At 37.8% G+C, this 19,292-nt stretch carries 15 protein-coding genes; 8 read left to right on the top strand and 7 right to left on the bottom strand.

What is annotated here, in order from left to right; translation table 11 throughout:
* Positions 1–71 precede the first annotated feature (71 nt).
* Positions 72–1,019: a GSCFA domain-containing protein gene (locus tag BM084_RS07205; protein WP_093303934.1), complete on the top strand. Its 948-nt coding sequence runs from the start codon at positions 72–74 to the stop codon at positions 1,017–1,019.
* A gap of 289 nt (positions 1,020–1,308) precedes the next feature.
* A complete protein-coding gene (locus BM084_RS07200; RefSeq protein ID WP_093303931.1) occupies positions 1,309–1,923 on the top strand; it encodes a DUF4230 domain-containing protein in 615 nt (204 codons plus the stop codon).
* A 35-nt stretch (positions 1,924–1,958) separates the two neighbouring features.
* On the opposite strand, the gene BM084_RS07195 is transcribed toward BM084_RS07200, so the two are convergent.
* The 3 genes from BM084_RS07195 to BM084_RS07185 all read right to left on the bottom strand — a co-directional run bounded on the left by BM084_RS07195 (position 1,959) and on the right by BM084_RS07185 (position 6,394).
* Positions 1,959–3,713 carry an aromatic amino acid hydroxylase gene (locus BM084_RS07195; RefSeq protein ID WP_093303929.1) on the bottom strand — a complete coding sequence of 585 codons (1,755 nt, stop codon included), beginning with the start codon at positions 3,711–3,713 and terminating at the stop codon, positions 1,959–1,961.
* A 129-nt stretch (positions 3,714–3,842) separates the two neighbouring features.
* Complete coding sequence (locus BM084_RS07190; RefSeq protein WP_093303927.1) at positions 3,843–4,385, bottom strand: DUF4136 domain-containing protein; 543 nt, start codon at positions 4,383–4,385, stop codon at positions 3,843–3,845.
* A gap of 11 nt (positions 4,386–4,396) precedes the next feature.
* A complete protein-coding gene (locus BM084_RS07185) occupies positions 4,397–6,394 on the bottom strand; it encodes a urocanate hydratase (RefSeq protein ID WP_093303981.1) in 1,998 nt (665 codons plus the stop codon).
* A gap of 105 nt (positions 6,395–6,499) precedes the next feature.
* Between BM084_RS07185 and BM084_RS07180 the strand changes: the two genes are divergently transcribed.
* Complete coding sequence (locus BM084_RS07180) at positions 6,500–6,958, top strand: copper resistance protein NlpE (protein WP_093303925.1); 459 nt, start codon at positions 6,500–6,502, stop codon at positions 6,956–6,958.
* Here BM084_RS07180 and BM084_RS19155 read toward each other — a convergent pair.
* The gene (locus BM084_RS19155) at positions 6,953–7,123 is read right to left on the bottom strand and encodes a C1orf53 family protein (RefSeq protein WP_177195671.1); all 171 of its coding nucleotides are present in this window, start codon (positions 7,121–7,123) and stop codon (positions 6,953–6,955) included. The genes BM084_RS07180 and BM084_RS19155 overlap by 6 nt on opposite strands.
* A 32-nt stretch (positions 7,124–7,155) precedes the next feature.
* Here BM084_RS19155 and BM084_RS07175 point away from each other — a divergent pair, with 32 nt between their 5' ends.
* The 4 genes from BM084_RS07175 to hemL are packed head-to-tail and all read left to right on the top strand — an operon-like array spanning position 7,156 to position 10,580.
* Positions 7,156–7,482, top strand: coding sequence for a hypothetical protein (locus BM084_RS07175; RefSeq protein ID WP_075325898.1), 327 nt, complete (start codon positions 7,156–7,158; stop codon positions 7,480–7,482).
* A gap of 31 nt (positions 7,483–7,513) precedes the next feature.
* On the top strand, positions 7,514–8,452 hold the full coding sequence (locus tag BM084_RS07170; RefSeq protein WP_093303923.1) for a 1-aminocyclopropane-1-carboxylate deaminase/D-cysteine desulfhydrase: 939 nt from the start codon (positions 7,514–7,516) through the stop codon (positions 8,450–8,452).
* Position 8,453: 1 nt separating this feature from the next.
* Positions 8,454–9,284, top strand: coding sequence for a glucosaminidase domain-containing protein (locus BM084_RS07165; RefSeq protein WP_075325900.1), 831 nt, complete (start codon positions 8,454–8,456; stop codon positions 9,282–9,284).
* 6 nt (positions 9,285–9,290) lie between these two features.
* Positions 9,291–10,580: a glutamate-1-semialdehyde 2,1-aminomutase gene (gene hemL / locus BM084_RS07160; protein WP_093303921.1), complete on the top strand. Its 1,290-nt coding sequence runs from the start codon at positions 9,291–9,293 to the stop codon at positions 10,578–10,580.
* Between the two features lie 166 nt (positions 10,581–10,746).
* On the opposite strand, the gene BM084_RS07155 is transcribed toward hemL, so the two are convergent.
* The 3 genes from BM084_RS07155 to BM084_RS07145 all read right to left on the bottom strand — a co-directional run bounded on the left by BM084_RS07155 (position 10,747) and on the right by BM084_RS07145 (position 18,115).
* Complete coding sequence (locus tag BM084_RS07155; RefSeq protein ID WP_093303917.1) at positions 10,747–12,207, bottom strand: glutamate synthase subunit beta; 1,461 nt, start codon at positions 12,205–12,207, stop codon at positions 10,747–10,749.
* A gap of 2 nt (positions 12,208–12,209) precedes the next feature.
* A complete protein-coding gene (gene gltB / locus BM084_RS07150) occupies positions 12,210–16,733 on the bottom strand; it encodes a glutamate synthase large subunit (protein WP_075325903.1) in 4,524 nt (1,507 codons plus the stop codon).
* A gap of 239 nt (positions 16,734–16,972) precedes the next feature.
* On the bottom strand, positions 16,973–18,115 hold the full coding sequence (locus BM084_RS07145) for an acyl-CoA dehydrogenase (protein WP_075325904.1): 1,143 nt from the start codon (positions 18,113–18,115) through the stop codon (positions 16,973–16,975).
* A gap of 93 nt (positions 18,116–18,208) precedes the next feature.
* Between BM084_RS07145 and BM084_RS07140 the strand changes: the two genes are divergently transcribed.
* Positions 18,209–19,273, top strand: coding sequence for an anhydro-N-acetylmuramic acid kinase (locus tag BM084_RS07140; RefSeq protein ID WP_075327914.1), 1,065 nt, complete (start codon positions 18,209–18,211; stop codon positions 19,271–19,273).
* Positions 19,274–19,292: the final 19 nt, after the last annotated feature.

Raw genomic sequence — 19,292 nt, 5'->3', positions numbered from 1 at the left:
TCGGGACAGGCTTTGAAATAAATTCAAGATGACGTTTTTAAAACCTTTTCAGACAGCTTCTATATAATGCTATGGAATTCAGGACCAAAATACCTATAAAAAAGGCTGAGCCTAAGATAGATTATAAATCTAAAATCTTTCTTATTGGTTCCTGTTTTGTAGAGAATATCAGTAAAAAACTGGATTTCTATAAGCTGCAAAATTTACAGAATCCCTTCGGAATTCTTTTTCATCCTTTGGCTATTGCAAAGTTTTTTCGAAAACTTAACGAAGCCGCGTTTTATACTGAGAAGGATATTTTTCAGCACCAGGAGCGCTGGCATTGTTTTGATGCGCATTCTTCTTTAAGTAATCCTGATCCTGAGGTTTTACTAAATAACCTGAATTCCGCATTAAAAAACGCTCGTGAGTTTCTTCAGCAAAGCTCACATTTGGTAATCACTTTGGGTACTAGCTGGAGCTATTTTCATTTAGAAAGTGAACAGAGCGTTGCCAACTGTCATAAAGTTCCGCAGAAATCTTTTAGGAAAGAAATACAATCTATAGAAGAAATTGAGCGAGCTTTAAATGAGATTCTGGAAGAAGCACACCAAATAAACCCTGATGCTGAAGTGATTTTCACCGTTTCTCCAGTTCGGCATATTAAGGACGGATTTGTTGAAAATCAGCGTAGCAAAGCGCATTTAATTACCGCTGTTCATAAGGTTTGCGAAGAAAGCAAGAAAACCCATTATTTTCCATCTTATGAATTGATGATGGATGAACTTCGGGACTATCGGTTTTATACTGAAGATATGTTACACCCTTCTCAAACAGCCATATACTATATTTGGAAAAGATTTACGGAAACCTGGTTTTCAGAAGACTCTCTTTCGATTTTAAATGAGGTGGAAAATATTCAAAAAGGATTAGCACACCGTCCATTTAATCTCAATTCTGAAGCGCATCGTAAATTTCTAAAAAATTTGAATTCTAAAGTTTTAACACTCCAAAAGCGTTATCCGCATCTTCAGTTCTAAATTAAGTTATCGTCAAAAAAACATTAAATTAATTTCGGAATTGTTTATATATTAATTTTTTTTGTATTTTTATCTTAGAATTTTAGATATAAGTTATTGATAACGAATGGCTGAGAAGTCGTTTTTTATGACTGTATCTTAATTCGTTTTCTAAAATTTGTTGGGGTAGATTTTAGAAAGTTAAAAACTTATGGACGGGTGGGGCCGTCCATAAGTGTTTTAAAAAAGTAATGTTTTCTTCAAAAACTCCAAAATTCACATTCTTTGTACCTTTAGAAAAAATTGATAAATGAGAAATTTCCTTATAGGTGCCATTTTGGTCTTGCTTGTGGTTTTTGGTATTCGCTATTGTGAAAACAGAAATATTGAAAAAGATCAATTAGAAGAAAGTACAGCCTTACTTCAGCAGCAAATTAAAAATGTGGGAAAATTGGTGGTAACCGAAGGTACTTTTTCCCAGGTTTATTCTTATAAAAATTCAAAGAAGTTTTATCTCGATATTTTTTCGGCAAGAAAGAAAGCGCTTATCATTGTAAATGCTACGGCAACGGTGGCTTACGATCTAAGTAAATTAGAAACCGAAATTGATGAAGAAAATAAAATTGTACGCATCACTTCTATTCCTAAAGAAGAAATTACAATAAATCCCGAGATAAAATATTACGATGTTACCCAGGATTATTTAAACCAGTTTGATGCGGAAGATCACAATAAAATTAAGGGCCGAATTGAAAAATCTATTAGAGAAAAGGTAGAAGCTTCTTCGCTTAAATCTAATGCTGAAAACAGGCTAATTAGCGAATTGCAAAAGATCTATATTTTAACCAACTCTATGGGTTGGACGCTGCAATACAACGACCAGAATTTCAATGATTCCGAAGAATTCGAAAAAATAAAACTCTAGTCTGCTTTTTCGGAATTTAAAACTTGAATGTTATATTAACTTACCAATTGGCTGTTTATAAGGCTTATTCCGCCATCAATTAAATGTGAAATATCCGGTCTTAGAGATTTTACATCCTCTAAATTATTTAGAGCTTCTTTAGCGAGTTTTTCATCTTTCCCTACTGCTAGCTCATATATTTCTACGGAAAGCAACCAGTCTTTTGGGTGATGTTTTTTTACAAGTTCTAAAGCAGCGTCTAATGAAAATTTCGCATCTTTTCCTTCTCTTATATTTCTAACAGAAGCATAAAGTGAATTAAGTTCTTCGCGTTCTGGTGTACTTTTGCTTTTTATTGTAGTAGTTGAGGTTTTGTGGGTAATTAGATCAAAAGAAAGATTGTCGGCGGGGCCGGCAAAGGCTGAAATAACTTCTTTCCCAATCGCCATATCATATTTGCCCCATTCCGGTTTAAATAAAATTTCTTCGCCATAAGTCACAGTGCAATCTTTTAGGCTAATAATGATTATTTTCCCCTGGAGATTCCTGGTGCCGGTAATGATCTCACCTTTTACTTTTATCCCACCTTCAAATTCAAATTCAATCTTTTCACCTTCATAAATATCATAAGCCCTAAGATCACGCGGGCTCATATCTTCAATCGCTAAATTGATTCCTTTTAAAGAGCCAATTGGCGAACCAAATCCGTCAGGGTGATTTTTTACACCGTGACCTACCAGTTCCTTTTCACGATGGGAAAGGGCAGTTTTCCCTGAAGTTTGAATATAAATTGGTTTGCCATCGTGTTCAATAACTTTTGAAAAATCTCCTGAGATCTGTAAACCGGTACTTAATTCTATAGTTCCAAGATTTTTAGAATCTATCAATTTTTGAATTCCTTCAAGACCGCCTTTTCTTAAAGCCATTTTATTAGCAAATTCCTCTAAAACTGAGCTTAAATGAGCAAAATCTGGCGTTACATAAAGCTGAGGCTGAGGTTTGGTAATATCAAATTCCTGTTTGCAAGCTTCAATAGAATATGGAATCTTCTTCACTTTATCTGTCATACACCAGGCGCTTTCTCCAATAGAAGAGAGTAAACCGGCGCCATAAATTTTAGGATCTTCAAGCGTTCCAATCAACCCGTATTCAACGGTCCACCAGTGCAGGTTTCTTATCTGCGCCATCTCGCTGGGTTTCCCCATATTATTTTGCAGGTAATCTACTTTCTTTTCAGCTTCTTCAATTTCTTGTTTAGGTGTATCTTCAGCTTCCTTAATAATAGAAAGATGCCTTATGGCTTCATACATTTCATAATCTTTAGCGCTGGAAATAGCTTTACAGCCAATTTCGCCAAAGCGTCTAAGATATTCTGCGTATTCTGGGTTAGCGATAATAGGGGCGTGGCCGGCACCTTCGTGAATAATATCTGGAGCAGGAGTATATTCTATATGCTCGAGCTGACGAATATCGCTCGCAATTACCAAAACGTTAAAAGCCTGGAATTCCATAAAAGCAGCCGGCGGAATAAAGCCGTCTACCGCTACAGCAGCCCAGCCAATTTCTTTTAAAATTCGGTTCATCCCATACATATTGGGAATATGATCTATAGAAATGCCGGTTTGCTTTAAACCATCAAGATAAGATTCGTGCGCAACTTTGCTTAAGTAATCTACATTTTTACGCATTACATAACGCCAAACCGCGTGGTTTACCGGGGTGTAATCATCGTAATTCTGTGGTTTTATATATTGCTGAAGATGGGCCGGCAAGCGGTCTAAAATCGCATTAGATTCAACTTTATCGAGCATAAGTGTGATTAACTAAAATTCAATATAAAGATAAGAAATTAACCTGAAATTCATAAAATGATAACTAAAGCCGTGTAAAAATAAAAATGCTCCTACAAGAGGAGCATTTTTGTTGAAAAATTTGTGGGGTTAATTCTTTATTTCTGGAGGATACTTTTCAAGTATTTCAGAAACAATTTCGTTTATCCTTTTTTGTTTTTTATTCACATCATTGGCTAAAGCGGCAGTTCCCATTCCCTGCCAAACCAGTTCTTTTCCTTCAGCATCAATTAGATCTATATAAAGAGTGCCTTCGCTAGTGCGGTTTACGGTATTAAAACCTGAGCCCCAATACCAGGGATGCCATCCCCAGCCATATCCCCAGCCCATCATATTGTTCTGGTAGATATTAATATTTTCATTGGTTTTCGTAAAAATGCTTACTAAAAGATCTGGATCCTCAGATTTTGTAAAACCTTTACGTTGCATTTCAGCTTCTATGGCTCTAAGGATTCGTTTTTTATCTAGATCTGATATTTCAGCTTTATCTATTCCAGGTTTAAAAAAAGCGTAACTTTCATATTGGTTAAAGTTTACTTCCCTGTCATAATCTGAAGCAACTCTTACGCTACTACAGGAAGTTACCAGGATAGTTAGCAGTAAAAGAACCGGTGTAATTTTTAAGACTTTCATAAAATATTATTTTAGGTGTTAGTGTCAAAAAGAGCCGGATCTACCAGGTTTGGGATAGTTACTTTTAGTTTTGGTTCCATTTGCATAGCCCTTTTTGCAGCGAAGAGCGCTTCTTTGTTTCGGGCCCAGCTTCGGCGGGCAATTCCATTATTAACATCCCAGAAAAGCATAGACTTTAGTCGCTCCTCCGATGCTTTATTTCCTTCAAGAATCATACCAAATCCACCATTAATCACCTCGCCCCAGCCAACTCCGCCGCCGTTATGAATGCTTACCCAGGTGGCGCCTCTAAAGCTATCTCCAATTACATTTTGTATCGCCATATCGGCTGTGAACTGGGATCCATCGTAAATATTTGAAGTTTCCCGGTATGGAGAATCTGTTCCGGAAACGTCGTGATGATCACGTCCTAAAATAACCGTTCCTATTTCTCCATTTCCAATAACATCATTGAAAGCTTTGGCAATCTTCATTCGTCCTTCGGCATCGGCATAGAGAATCCTGGCTTTAGATCCTACTACCAGTTTGTTTTCTCTTGCGCCCTTTATCCACTGAATATTATCAGCCATTTGCTGCTGAATTTCCTCTGGTGAACTCTTTTTGAGTTCTTCTAAAACCTGAGTCGCGATCTTATCGGTTTTATCCAAATCTTCTTCTTTTCCGGAAGCACAAACCCATCTGAAAGGCCCAAAACCGTAATCAAAACACATAGGCCCCATAATATCCTGCACGTAGCTCGGATATTTAAAATCTTTGCCGTTTTCAGCTAAAATATCGGCTCCGGCCCGGGAAGCTTCTAATAAGAAAGCATTTCCGTAATCAAAGAAATAGGTGCCCTTAGCGGTATGTTTATTAATCGCCGCGGTTTGTCTTTTTAAACTTTCCTGTACTTTTTCTTTAAATTTTTCAGGTTCTTCGGCCATCATGGTATTGGCTTCTTTTAAACTTAAACCTACCGGGTAATAACCGCCGGCCCAGGGATTGTGCAATGAAGTCTGGTCACTTCCCAAATCGATATAAATATTTTCTTGCTCGAAATATTCCCAAACATCTACGATATTTCCCTGGAAAGCGATAGAAACTACTTCCTTATTAGCTTTGGCTTCCTGCACTCTTTTAGCAAGTTTTTCTAGATCAGAAATTACTTCGTCTACCCAGCCCTGGCTATGGCGGGTTTTTGTAGCTTTTGGATTCACCTCGGCACACACGGTAATACAACCTGCAATATTTCCGGCTTTTGGTTGCGCGCCGCTCATCCCGCCAAGACCGGAAGTCACAAATAATTTACCTTCCAGACCTTCTCCAGATCTTGATATTTTTCTGCCGGCATTTAAAACTGTGATCGTGGTACCGTGCACAATTCCCTGTGGGCCAATGTACATATAACTTCCAGCCGTCATTTGCCCGTATTGCGTTACACCTAGCGCATTAAATTTTTCCCAATCATCAGGTTTCGAATAATTTGGGATCATCATTCCATTAGTAACTACTACTCTTGGGGCATTTTCATGAGAAGGGAATAAGCCCATAGGATGTCCGGAATACATCACCAAAGTCTGATCGTTTTCCATTTCGGCTAAATATTGCATAGTGAGCAGGTATTGCGCCCAGTTTTGAAAAACCGCCCCGTTGCCCCCGTAAGTAATCAATTCATCGGGATGTTGCGCTACTTTAGGATCCAGGTTGTTTTGAATCATGAGCATGATTCCTTTTGCCTGTGTGCTATTTCCGGGATATTCTTCAATATTTCGCGCATACATATCATAGTCCGGCTTCAGGCGATACATATAAATTCTCCCGTATTTTTCCAGTTCGTCCTTAAATTCAGGTAGCAATTCCTGGTGATGTTTTTCTTCAAAATAACGAAGGGCATTTTGAAGTGCTAATTGTTTTTCTTCGGCGTTTAGAATAGCCTTTCGTTTAGGAGCGTGATTTACCGAAGTATCGTATTCTTTTTTAGGTGGAAGTTCACTGGGAATTCCCTGTAGTATTTTCGCTTTAAAGTCCATTGATTTTCTGTTTGCAATAGGTTTCAATAATAGGAAGAAATGTTAAATTAAAGAGTTTTAAATTTCATTTTCTATAAATTTAGCGCTCTTTTAAAGAAATAAATTATGAAATCTATTATAATTCTTCTTGCTCTTGTTTGTCTTGTTTCCTGTAAAGATGAAAACAAAGAATTGGAATTAGAAACTACTGAAATTTCAAAGAAAAGCGAAGTAACACCTTCAAATGATGTTTTTAGTGCCCGGGATTCACTGGATTGGGCCGGTATTTATGAAGGGTTTTTGCCTTGTGAGGATTGCGAGGGAATTGAAACATCTATTGAGATAGAGAAAAATCGTGATTATACACTTTCTCAGGAATTTAAAGGCAGAGCAGGTGATAACAGCCTACAGGAAACCGGAAAATTTGAATGGGATAAGCAAGGGAATACCATTAGTTTAGGAGAACGCCAAAAACTCTATTTTAAAGTAAGCCAAAATTACCTTTTACAGGTTTTTAAGGATGAATCTAAAGTAATGGGAGATTCTGCAATCAAATACCGTTTAACAAAAATTAATGAACTATGATTGCTTGCCGGTTTTTTTATTAAATCCGTAGGGGCAATGCCGGCAACCACTTTCGCAGCAATAGCCACGCTTTAAGTGATATTGCTCGGTAAAACAACGATAACCTTCAGGAGTGGTGTAGTAATCTCCTTCTTCTAACGGAATTCTTTTTTTGAAAAAACTCATATCGCAAAAATACAATTTCTTAACTTCCACACGTGATTCTAATCGTTAACAAATATCTCCTGGGAAAATCATTTAAGGGCGTGAGTTTATGGCCTTTTGTGATTCTTAAAAATAGTGAGCTAAAAGATGATTTTAATTTTATTAACCACGAAAAAATTCATTTAAGACAGCAGTTAGAATTACTTATTTTGCCTTTTTATATCTGGTATTTAATCGAATATTTACTGCGTTTATTTTATTATAAAGACCGCTTTCTGGCATATAAAAATATAAGTTTTGAGCGCGAAGCTTACAGCCAGGAAATGAAAGAGAATTATTTGGAGGAGCGTAAATTCTGGGCATTTTTAAAGTTTGTTTAGGTAGCTCGTCTTAGAATTCGGATATTTGCTTATGCCGAAATCTTCAAACATTTTTACTGGAATATCTTCTGAAAATCAGTTTGTTGCTGAGTTTCCTAATGAAATTTCGCTCTATTTAAAACGTGAAGATTTATTACATCCTGAGGTTTCAGGAAATAAATTTAGGAAATTAAAATATAATATTGCCAGAGCGCTTGAACAAAAGCAAAAAACACTGCTCACTTTTGGCGGAGCTTTTTCAAACCATATCTCAGCAACGGCCGCCGCCGGGCAACTTTTCCATCTAAAAACAATAGGAATTATTAGGGGAGAAGAATTAGGCAAAGATTTGGAAAATACTTTAGCACAAAATCCCACACTTAAGTTTGCTAAATCTTGCGGAATGCAATTTAAATTTGTTTCCAGGGGTGATTATAGAGCAAAAGACACCAGGGAATTTCAGGAGAAGTTAAAAAATGAATTTGGTGAATTTTATCTTGTGCCTGAAGGGGGAACAAATGATTTGGCCGTAAAAGGTTGCCAGGAAATTTTAAACGAGAAAGACGAGAAATTTCATTTTATAGCAGCTTCAGTAGGTACCGGTGGGACTCTTGCAGGCTTGATAAACGCTTCAGATATAAACCAGAAAGTTTTAGGTTTCCCGGCTTTGAAAGGTGATTTTCTTTCCGAAGAAATTGAAAAATACAGTATTAAAAATAATTGGGAATTAAAAACCGACTATCATTTTGGGGGGTACGCTAAGGTAGATTCGGAATTGATAAATTTTATTAATAATTTCAAAAAAAAATACAAAATTCAATTAGATCCGGTATATACGGGAAAGCTAGTTTTTGGTATTTTTGACCTTATAAAAGGCGGGTATCTCCCTTCTGGAAGTAAGATTATGGCCATTCACACCGGCGGTTTACAGGGAATCCAGGGGATGAATATGATTTTAAAAAAGAAAAAATTGCCTCTAATCACTTTTTAATATGAGAATTAACCGGTTTTTTGTTTTAATTTTTCTCGCCGCATTTGCGGTTTCCTGCGGAAGCAAGAAAAAAGTAGTCACCACTAAGAAAGATTCTAACAGGGAAAATACTTTCACTGAATCTTCAAATACCGCAATAGAACGGGTAAAACCTTTAGATGGAGAGCCTATGTTGCCCCCGGTAAATCCACGTCTTTATACGGTAGAGGATTATATTCGGGATTTTGCTGCGGTAGCGATGGAAGAGATGCGGCTTTACAACATTCCTGCGAGTATTACTCTGGCCCAGGGAATTTTAGAATCTGGTGGTGGTAAAGGAGATCTCACTATGCGCGCAAATAATCATTTTGGAATTAAATGTCACGACTGGAAAGGCGCTAGAGCTTATCACGACGATGATGCCCGCGGTGAGTGTTTTAGAAAATATAAAGATGCTCGTTATTCTTACAGGGATCATTCACTTTTTCTCACAGAAAGAAAACGTTATGCAGAACTTTTTGAATTAGATGAAGACGATTATAAAGGTTGGGCTAGAGGTTTGAGAAAGGCAGGTTATGCTACCGATAGACGTTACCCAGATAAATTAATTAGTCTAATTGAACGTTACAGGCTTTATCAATTTGACGCAGATGTACTTAAAAGGCCATCTCCAAGTTATACCTATACGCCCGAATCTCCAGAGTCGGTTACTTACAAGGTTAAAAAGGGCGATACTTTATACAGAATTGCAAAGCAACATAATACCACAGTAGAAGAATTACAGCGATTTAATAATTTAAGAGACACTAATATTTCCGTAGGGCAAATGTTGGTGATTATCTCTGTAGAATAAAAATTTATGATCTATAAAAGAAGTAGCGAATTGTTCGCTTCGGCACAAAAAGTAATTCCCGGCGGAGTGAACTCACCGGTAAGAGCATTTAAAGCAGTGGGTGGAGATCCCATTTTTATTAAAAGAGCCGAAGGAGCTTATTTATATGATGAAGACGGAAATAAATTAATAGACTATATAAATTCGTGGGGGCCACTGATGTTAGGTCACGCTCACAAACCGGTAATAGATGCGGTAATTGATATTGCCAAAAAAGGAACTTCTTTTGGAACACCTACTGAAATTGAAACTAAAATCGCAGAACTGGCGGTAAAACTGGTTCCCAATATCGATAAAATTAGAATGGTAAATTCGGGTACTGAGGCCACAATGAGTGCCGTTAGACTTGCACGTGGCTATACCGGAAAAGAAAAGATCATTAAATTTGCCGGTTGTTATCATGGGCATAGCGATTCTTTCCTAATCCAGGCCGGTAGTGGTGCGATCACTTTCGGTACGCCAAACAGTCCGGGAGTTACTCAGGGAACAGCAAAAGACACCCTGCTTGCAAGATATAATGACCTCGAAAATGTAAAATCTTTAATTGAAGCCAATAAAGATGAAATTGCCTGCATAATTATTGAGCCCGTTCCCGGAAATATGGGGTGTATTCCTCCAAACGAAGGTTTTCTTGAAGGTTTACGTGAACTTTGCGATGATCACGGTATTTTATTGGTTTTTGATGAGGTGATGAGCGGTTTTAGACTTGCTCCCGGCGGCGTTCAGGAACGAATGGGAGTGAATGCTGATATTGCCTGCTTCGGAAAAGTGATTGGGGGAGGTTTGCCGGTTGGCGCCTTTGCTGCCCGAAATGAAATTATGGATTATCTGGCCCCGGTTGGCCCGGTTTACCAGGCGGGGACTTTAAGCGGAAATCCATTAGCAATGGCCGCCGGACTTGCGATGTTAACCGAATTGGATAATAACCGAAGTGTTTTTAAAAGTATAGACAAGAAAACCGCATATCTTCACGAAGGAATAGAAAAAGTACTTTCAGAAAATAATGTAGCACATACCATAAACCGTGTAGGTTCTATGATTTCTATTCATTTTGGGGAAGAACCGGTAGTAGATTTTGAAACTGCCGCTAACTCAGCTGGAAATGGAATTTTCAACAAATTTTTCCACGGAATGTTAGAAAACGGAATTTACATTGCGCCAAGTGCTTTTGAAACTTGGTTTATAAGTGATGCTCTTTCTTATGAAGATTTAGACACTACAATTGAAGCGGTGAATAAAGTTGCAAAAACACTTTAATTAAGAAACCTCACAGATTTTTAAAACCTGTGAGGTTGCATTTTTTTTAATTCATCCTGAATTTATTTTCAGAAACAGGATTTCTTAATTTCGTCTGCCTCGTTTAAAAAAATAAAAGCGCCCGAAATCCGGACGCTTTTAACCTACAATTTATTTAAAATTCAAATTAAGCAGCGGGAAGATCACCTTCTCCTTTTCTTGGTAATAAGGATTTCCCCATTAAATATTTATCTACGTGGTAGGCAGCTTCCCTACCTTCAGAAATTGCCCATACAATTAGAGATTGGCCGCGTCGCATATCACCGGCGGTAAAAATATTAGGAATGTTGGTTTGATAAGCTTCGTCTCCCTTAATATTTGTTCTGCTATCAAGTTCCAATCCTAATTGTTCGCTTAACGTTTTTTCCGGACCTGTAAATCCTAAGGCTAAAAGTACCAGTTCACAAGGCCATTCTTTTTCAGATCCTTTTACTTCTTTTAGCTGAGGTCTTCCGTTTTCACCTTTTACCCATTCTATATTTACCGTTTTTAAAGCTTTTAAATTTCCTTCTTTATCACGAATAAATTCTTTGGTATTAATGCTCCAATTTCGCTCAACACCTTCTTCGTGAGAAGAAGTAGTTTTTAGTGTAAACGGCCAGTAAGGCCAGGGATTTTCCCTGTCTCTATGTTCTGCCGGCATCGGCATAATTTCAAAATTAATTACCGATTTTGCGCCGTGACGGTTAGATGTTCCCACACAATCTGAACCCGTGTCACCACCTCCAATAACAATCACATTTTTACCTTCGGCAGAGAATTTTTCGGTTTGTTCTTTTAAACCGTCTACAACTTCGTTGTTATTTTTTAGGAAATCCATTGCCTGCATCACACCATCACCTTCGGCTCCATCAATAGGAAGATTTCGGCGTTTAGTGGCGCCCCCACATAGTACTACGGCATCAAATTCTTTAAGTTTTTCGGCTTCATAATTTTCACCTACATGAACTCCGGTTTCAAATTTGATTCCTTCTTCTTTCATAATATTTACCCGGCGATCTATCACGTGTTTTTCCATTTTAAAATCAGGAATTCCATAACGTAAAAGTCCGCCGATTTTCTTGTCCCTTTCAAAAACAGTAACCTCGTGACCGGCCCTGTTAAGTTGTTGTGCTGCTGCAAGACCTGCAGGACCCGAGCCAACAACTGCAGCTGTTTTTCCTGTTCTGGATTTTGGAGGTTGTGGTGTTACCCAGCCTTCTTTAAATCCTCGCTCAACAATATATTTCTCAATAAGTTCAATCGCCACCGGCGGATCTGTGATTCCCAAAACGCAAGCCGATTCGCAAGGGGCTGGGCATAATCTCCCGGTAAATTCAGGGAAATTATTGGTGCCGTGTAAAATACTAAGTGCTTTTTTCCAGTCGTTTTTATAAACTGCATGGTTAAAATCTGGAATTAAGTTTCCAAGCGGGCAACCGCTATGGCAAAACGGAATTCCGCAATCCATACACCTTGCTCCCTGGTCTCCCAATTCTTCGGGAGACATTTCTTTTGTAAATTCTTTATAATCTTTAACTCGATTTTCAACAGCTTCTGTCTCTTCCACCTTGCGGTCGTATTCCATAAAACCTCTTATCTTACCCATAATTATGCTGTTTTGAGTTCTACTTGTTCTTTTAACATTTTCTCTTCTTCCATTTTTTGTAAAGCCTTTTTATATTCTGCAGGCATTACTTTTATAAACTTACCGGCATTTTCTTCCCAGTTTTCCAGGATTTCTTTTGCTACATCGCTCTCGGTGTAGCGGTAGTGATTTTCAATAAGTTCTTTTAATTCTTTTTTATTTTCTTCTGAAGGATCTTCTAATCCAATCATTTCCATATTGAAATTATGATTGTCTAAAGTATTATCGGCATTATAGATATAAGCGATTCCCCCGCTCATTCCAGCAGCGAAATTTCTTCCTATTTTTCCTAAAATAACGGCTATACCTCCGGTCATATATTCACAACCGTGATCTCCAATTCCTTCTATCACCGCTTTGGCACCTGAGTTTCTTACGCAGAAACGTTCTCCACCCATTCCATTGATATAGGCTTCGCCATCTGTAGCGCCGTAAAGGGCAACATTCCCAATAATTACGTTTTCATTAGATTTAAAAGATGCTTCTTTAGGTTTTCTTACACTTAAAGTTGCTCCCGAAAGACCTTTACCTAAATAATCGTTAGAATTTCCATTGATATTCATCGTTAAACCTTTGGTAGCAAAAGCACCAAAACTTTGCCCTCCCGAACCGGTAAAATTCAATGTAAGCGTACCATCGGGTAATCCTTTTGCACCGTGAATTTTGGAAATTTCATTACTTATAATAGCTCCGGTGGTTCGGTTTATATTGCTAATTGGGAAATCAAGACTCATTTTTTCCTTTCTGTAAATAGCCGGATGCGCCTGATTTAATATTTCAAAATCCAATACATTTTCCAGGTTGTGATCCTGGGTTTCTGTATTATAAAGCGGCATATCTTCATCTATTTTCGGCTTATACAGAATATTAGAAAGATCTAATCCCTGTGCTTTATAATGTTCTATTGCACGGTTCATATCCAGTTTTTGGCTTTGACCTACCATTTCATTTATAGTTCTAAAACCAAGATCGGCCATAATTTGTCTTAATTCCTGAGCGATGAAATACATAAAGTTGATCACATCTTCAGGGGTACCTTTAAATTTCTTTCTAAGTTCAGGATCTTGCGTTGCGATTCCCACCGGGCAGGTGTTTAAATGGCACGCACGCATCATAATACAACCTGATGCTACCAGGGGAGCGGTAGAAAAACCAAATTCCTCAGCACCAAGCAATGCGGCAATCGCTACATCACGACCGGTTTTTAACTGGCCATCACACTCTACAACAATCCTGTTTCTAAGATTGTTGATAAGCAGGGTTTGTTGAGCTTCGGCAATTCCAAGTTCCCAGGGTAAACCTGCGTGTCTTAGTGAGGTGAGGGGAGAAGCTCCCGTACCACCATCAAATCCTGAAATTAAAACAACATCTGCCTTTGCTTTTGCTACACCGGCGGCAATTGTTCCCACGCCAACTTTAGAAACCAGCTTTACATTAATCCTGGCTTCGCGGTTCGCATTTTTAAGGTCAAAAATTAATTGCGCCAAATCCTCTATAGAATAAATATCGTGGTGTGGCGGCGGTGAAATTAATCCTACATAAGGAGTGGAATTTCTTGTTTTTGCAATATCGGGGTTTACTTTTGGACCTGGTAATTGCCCGCCTTCCCCGGGTTTTGCACCCTGGGCCATCTTAATTTGAATTTCTTTAGCGTTACTCAAATAATTAATAGAAACTCCAAATCTTCCTGAAGCAACCTGTTTTATAGCTGAATTTCTCCAGTTTCCATCAAGATCTTTATGAAAACGCTGCGGATCTTCACCACCTTCACCCGAGTTGCTTTTTCCCTGCATACGATTCATCGCAACCGCAAGGTTCTCGTGCGCTTCTTTACTAATAGAGCCAAAAGACATGGCCCCGGTTTTAAATCGTTTTACGATCTCTGTCCAGGGTTCCACTTCCTCAATAGGAACAGGATTAAGGTCACGGAATTTAAACATTCCGCGAAGCGTCATTAAACGTTCGCTTTGGTCGTTTATTAATTTTGAATATTCTTCGTAAGCTTTAGTGCTGTTTTGTTTTACCGCTTGTTGTAGTTTAGCTACACTTGCCGGATTAAACATATGTCTCTCACCGGTTCTTCTCCAGCGATAATCACCACCAATTTCCAGATCCAGATCGGTATCTGTTTTCTTGGGAGCAAATGCGTTTTCGAAACGTTTTTGAATTTCTTTTTCTACTTCATACAATCCAATTCCTTCGATTCGAGTTGGTGTATTAGTGAAATACTTATCTACAAATTTTTGGTTTAAGCCAAGAATCTCGAAAATTTGTGCGCCGCGGTAGGAGTGAAGGGTAGAAATACCAATCTTATTCATAATCTTCACAATTCCTTTTCCAATGGCTACATTAAAATTCTCTACAGCAACTTCAGGATCATCAACTTCAATTTCTTTTTCTTCAACCAGGCTGTAAATAATTTCATTCACCATATACGGATTAATGGCGCTGGCACCATAACCAAATAACAACGCGAAATGATGCGGTTCCCGTGGCTCAGCCGATTCTATTACAATTCCGAAGGAAGATCTTCGGTTATGTTTTTTCACGCCGTGATGCACAAAAGAACAAGCCAAAAGTGACGGAATAGGAGCCAGTTTTGGATCGGCATTCCTATCAGTAAGTATAATTACATTACAACCTTTATCTACGGCATCGTTTATTTCGTAAATAATTTCATCCAGTCGTGTTTCCAGTCCGTTAAGACCTTTATTGGCCTCATATAAAATAGAAATTGAAGCGGTTTTAAAATCTGGATGTTCTATGTATTTTATTTTATCTAAATCCTCGTTGGAAATAACAGGATTTTGGATCCTAAGTTTCTTGGATTGTTCAGGAATGATATCAAATAAATTTCGGTCTTCCCCAATAGCTAAACTAATATCGGTAACAATTTCTTCCCTTATTCCATCTAAAGGAGGGTTGGTTACCTGGGCGAATAATTGCTTAAAATAATTAAATAAAAGCTGTGATTTATCTGAAAGAACCGCCAATGGAATATCGGCTCCCATAGAGCCAATAGCTTCTTTTCCCTGGAGCGCCATTGGGCTAATTATGGTTTTGATGTCTTCCTGGGTATAACCAAATAATTTTTGCCGGGTGTTAATATCTATTTTCTCTACCGGGGTTTTGTTACCGGTATAAGGAACTTCAGAAAGATTAAGTAAATTTTCGTCTAACCATTTTCTATAAGGTCTTTCAGAAATAATTTTTTGTTTTACTTCTTCATCGCCTATAATTCGGCCTTCCTGCATATCTACAAGGAACATTCTTCCGGGTTCAAGCCTACCGTGTAGTTCAACATTTTCGGGTTTAACCTCTAAAACACCGGTTTCTGAAGACATGATTACGTAACCATCTTTAGTAAGCGTGTACCTTGAAGGGCGTAATCCGTTTCTGTCTAATAACGCTCCTATATATTTTCCATCGGTAAACGGAATGGAAGCCGGGCCATCCCAGGGTTCCATAATACAAGCGTTGTATTCGTAAAATGCTTTTTTCTCATCAAGCATAGACGGATTTTTCTCCCAGGCTTCAGGGACCATCATCATTATTGCTTCTGGAAGAGATCTTCCTGTTTGTAATAATAATTCCAGCACCATATCCATAGAAGCTGAATCTGATTTACCTTCAGGAACAATAGGAATAACTTCTTTTAGATCTTCGCCAAATTTTTCGCTTTCAAAAAGCTCTTCCCTGGCTTTCATTCGGCTTAAATTTCCGCGTAGCGTATTTATTTCTCCATTATGACACATATATCGGAAAGGTTGTGCCAAATCCCAGGTTGGGAAGGTGTTTGTAGAGAATCGTTGATGAACCAAAGCAAGTTTGGTAACTACATCTGGTTCGTTTAGATCGCGATAGTAAACGTTAATATCCTGTGGCATCAACAAACCTTTGTAGATAATGGTATTGGTTGATAAACTTGCCAGGTAAAAATATTCTGATTCAGAAAGTTCTGATTTTTCAATACGATGTTCAGCGATTTTTCTCGCAGCAAAAAGTTTTGCATTAAAACTTTCTTCTGAAACATCGTCTCCTTTTCCTATAAAAACCTGTTGTACACTTGGTTCAGAAAGTGAAGCAATGCTTCCCAGGCAGGCTCTGTTTACGGGTACTTCCCGCCAGCCTATAAGATTAAGCCCCTGGCCAATAATCTCTTCTTCAAAAATCTCTCTGCAAATTTTTCGTTGATTCCCAGATTGCGGAAGAAAAACCATTCCTACCGCATATTCTTTAAAATCAGGAAGTTTGAATTCACATGTTTTTTTGAAAAAATCGTGAGGAATTTCTATTAAAATACCGGCGCCATCACCTGTTTTACCATCGGCACTTACCGCACCTCTGTGTTCCAGGCGAATAAGAATATCCAGGGCTTTATGAATTATATCATTAGTTCGTTTGCCTTTTAGATTACATATAAAGCCTGCGCCACAATTATCGTGCTCAAATTCGGGTGAATAGAGCCCCTGTTTTTTTAATTTCATGTCCTTTTCGTCCTTAAGTTATCGTCTCAAAATTACCTAATTAGATAAATATTATGAAGCGTTTCTAACTTAAAGTAAGAAGAAATTCAGTAAAAACAATTAAAATTGTTATAAATGATAATTATGTAATTTGACCCCTTTTCTATTATTGATTCTATAAACATAGCAGGTAGTCTTAGTCCATAAAAAAAGTCCGATTTTAGAAAAACCGGACTTAAATTCAATAATTAACAAGAAAATTAATCTTTAAGGATAGCCCTTGAAATTACAATTTTTTGAATTTCTGAAGTTCCTTCGTATATCTGGGTAATTTTTGCATCGCGCATTAAGCGCTCTACGTGGTATTCTTTTACATAGCCGTTACCGCCGTGTACCTGTACAGCTTCAGTAGAAACATCCATTGCGGTTTTTGAAGCATAAACTTTAGCCATAGCACCGGTAAGGTCGTAATTATTGCCCTGGTCTTTATCCCAGGCAGCCTTCATTACAAGGTGTCTTGATGCTTCAATTGAAGTATACATATCGGCTAGTTTAAAAGCAATTGCCTGGTGATTACAAATTTCGGTACCAAATGCTTTTCGTTGTTTAGAATAATCTAAAGCCAACTCGTAGGCGCCTGAAGCAATACCTAAAGCCTGGGCTGCAATCCCAATTCTACCACCAGAAAGTGTTTTCATAGCGAATTTAAATCCGAATCCATCTTCGCCAATTCTATTCTCTTTTGGAACTTTTACATCATTAAAATTTAATGAATGCGTATCGCTTCCGCGAATTCCCATTTTTTGTTCTTTGGGTCCAATTTCAAAACCTTCAACTCCTTTTTCTACTATAAAAGCATTAATCCCTTTATGTTTTTTCTCACGATCGGTTTGTGCAATTACAATATAATAGTCGGCTGAATTTCCATTGGTGATCCAGTTTTTTGTTCCGTTCAATAAATAATGGTCTCCTTTATCTATTGCTGTAGTTCGTTGTGAAGTTGCGTCACTTCCGGCTTCGGGTTCAGATAAACAAAAGGCTCCAAGTTTTTCGCCGGTGGTTAATTTAGAAAGATATTTTTCTTTTTGCTCCTGGTTTCCGTAGGTATCAAGGCCCCAGCAAACCAAAGAATTATTAACCGACATCACTACAGAAGCAGAAGCATCTATTTTCGAAATTTCTTCCATGGCAAGAATGTATGAAATGGTATCCATACCGCCGCCGCCAAATTCTGGAGAAGCCATCATGCCAAGAAAACCAAGCTCTCCCATCTTTTTCACCTGCTCTGCGGGAAACTCCTGTTTCTCGTCTCTCTCTATCACACCGGGCAATAATTCGTTTTTGGCAAAATCACGCGCGGCATCGCGAATCATTATATGTTCTTCTGTAAGTTTGAAATCCATATTATTATTTTAATTTAGGAAAATCTAATTTTGGTAGCCAAAGATAAAGTTTTGGTATGTAATTTTCAATTTAGTTTAATTAATTTTACGAATATGAAAAAAGCAAATTATAAAGTTATTGGTGTAATGTCGGGGACATCCTTAGATGGCATCGATTTGGTCTATGTGAATTTCGATTTTAAAAACTCCTGGAGTTATAAGATTTTGAAGGCTGAAACCATTCCTTACCCGTTAAATTGGCAGGAAACTTTAGCGGCCGCTATTAATTATTCTGAAGAACGCTTAGAAGAGCTTAACAAAAAATACACGAATTTTCTCGCCGGAATTATTTCCCGGTTTATTGAAAATCATCACATTAAAGATATTGATGCGGTTTGTAGCCACGGGCATACCATTAAACATGAGCCTGAAAATAATTACACCTTGCAAATTGGGAATTTACCAGAAATCGCTTACCTATCTGGACAAACCGTAATTTGCGATTTTAGAGTTCAGGATGTAGAGTTTGGCGGGCAGGGTGCTCCGTTAGTGCCAATTGGCGATCAATTGCTTTTTTCAGATTATAAATATTGTTTGAATTTAGGCGGATTCGCAAATATTTCTACCGACAAAAGTGGGGAACGTTTGGCTTATGATATTTGTGCCGTAAATACCGTTTTGAATTATTACGCTCAAAAATTAGGAAAAGAATTTGACGAAGGTGGAAAACTGGCGGCGGCTGGCAATTTGAATGAGGACTTGCTTAAGAAGCTTAATAAGCTTGCATTTTATGCGCAAAAACCACCAAAATCCTTAGGAATAGAATGGGTGAAGTCTGAAGTTTTCCCTGTTTTGGAAAAACACGAAGAAAACCTCCAGGATATTCTTCATACTTATACTGTTCACGTGGCTAAGCAAATTGCAAAAACCCTGGATAACGATCCCAATTCAAAAGTTTTTATGACCGGCGGTGGGACTTTTAATAATTTTTTAATCAGGCTTTTAAAAAATGAGTCTAAATGTCATTTCACGATTCCTTCAGATGAAATTATTAATTATAAAGAAGCTTTAATTTTTGGATTGCTTGGCGTTTTAAAGCTTCGGGATGAGGTAAATGTATTAAAATCGGTCACCGGGGCTAAAAAAGACCATTCTTCCGGAGTAATTTATGAGATCTAAACTTTTTGCTGAAAAATTA

Source organism: Salegentibacter agarivorans (assembly GCF_900113135.1).
GTDB lineage: Bacteria > Bacteroidota > Bacteroidia > Flavobacteriales > Flavobacteriaceae > Salegentibacter > Salegentibacter agarivorans.
The sequence above is the reverse complement of the archived record's forward strand: the minus strand, read 5'-3'. Positions and strand labels throughout refer to the sequence as shown.

Bases quoted from the DNA above. Each gene is read 5' to 3' on its own strand.
- BM084_RS07165 (WP_075325900.1), top strand. From the start codon at position 8,454: ATGAGAATTAACCGGTTTTTTGTTTTAATTTTTCTCGCCGCATTTGCG.
- gltB (WP_075325903.1), bottom strand. From the start codon at position 16,733: ATGAAATTAAAAAAACAGGGGCTCTATTCACCCGAATTTGAGCACGAT.
- BM084_RS07155 (WP_093303917.1), bottom strand. From the start codon at position 12,207: ATGGGTAAGATAAGAGGTTTTATGGAATACGACCGCAAGGTGGAAGAG.
- BM084_RS07205 (WP_093303934.1), top strand. From the start codon at position 72: ATGGAATTCAGGACCAAAATACCTATAAAAAAGGCTGAGCCTAAGATA.
- BM084_RS07140 (WP_075327914.1), top strand. From the start codon at position 18,209: ATGAAAAAAGCAAATTATAAAGTTATTGGTGTAATGTCGGGGACATCC.
- BM084_RS07195 (WP_093303929.1), bottom strand. From the start codon at position 3,713: ATGCTCGATAAAGTTGAATCTAATGCGATTTTAGACCGCTTGCCGGCC.
- BM084_RS07145 (WP_075325904.1), bottom strand. From the start codon at position 18,115: ATGGATTTCAAACTTACAGAAGAACATATAATGATTCGCGATGCCGCG.
- BM084_RS07180 (WP_093303925.1), top strand. From the start codon at position 6,500: ATGAAATCTATTATAATTCTTCTTGCTCTTGTTTGTCTTGTTTCCTGT.
- BM084_RS19155 (WP_177195671.1), bottom strand. From the start codon at position 7,123: ATGAGTTTTTTCAAAAAAAGAATTCCGTTAGAAGAAGGAGATTACTAC.
- BM084_RS07200 (WP_093303931.1), top strand. From the start codon at position 1,309: ATGAGAAATTTCCTTATAGGTGCCATTTTGGTCTTGCTTGTGGTTTTT.
- BM084_RS07170 (WP_093303923.1), top strand. From the start codon at position 7,514: ATGCCGAAATCTTCAAACATTTTTACTGGAATATCTTCTGAAAATCAG.
- BM084_RS07185 (WP_093303981.1), bottom strand. From the start codon at position 6,394: ATGGACTTTAAAGCGAAAATACTACAGGGAATTCCCAGTGAACTTCCA.
- BM084_RS07190 (WP_093303927.1), bottom strand. From the start codon at position 4,385: ATGAAAGTCTTAAAAATTACACCGGTTCTTTTACTGCTAACTATCCTG.
- hemL (WP_093303921.1), top strand. From the start codon at position 9,291: ATGATCTATAAAAGAAGTAGCGAATTGTTCGCTTCGGCACAAAAAGTA.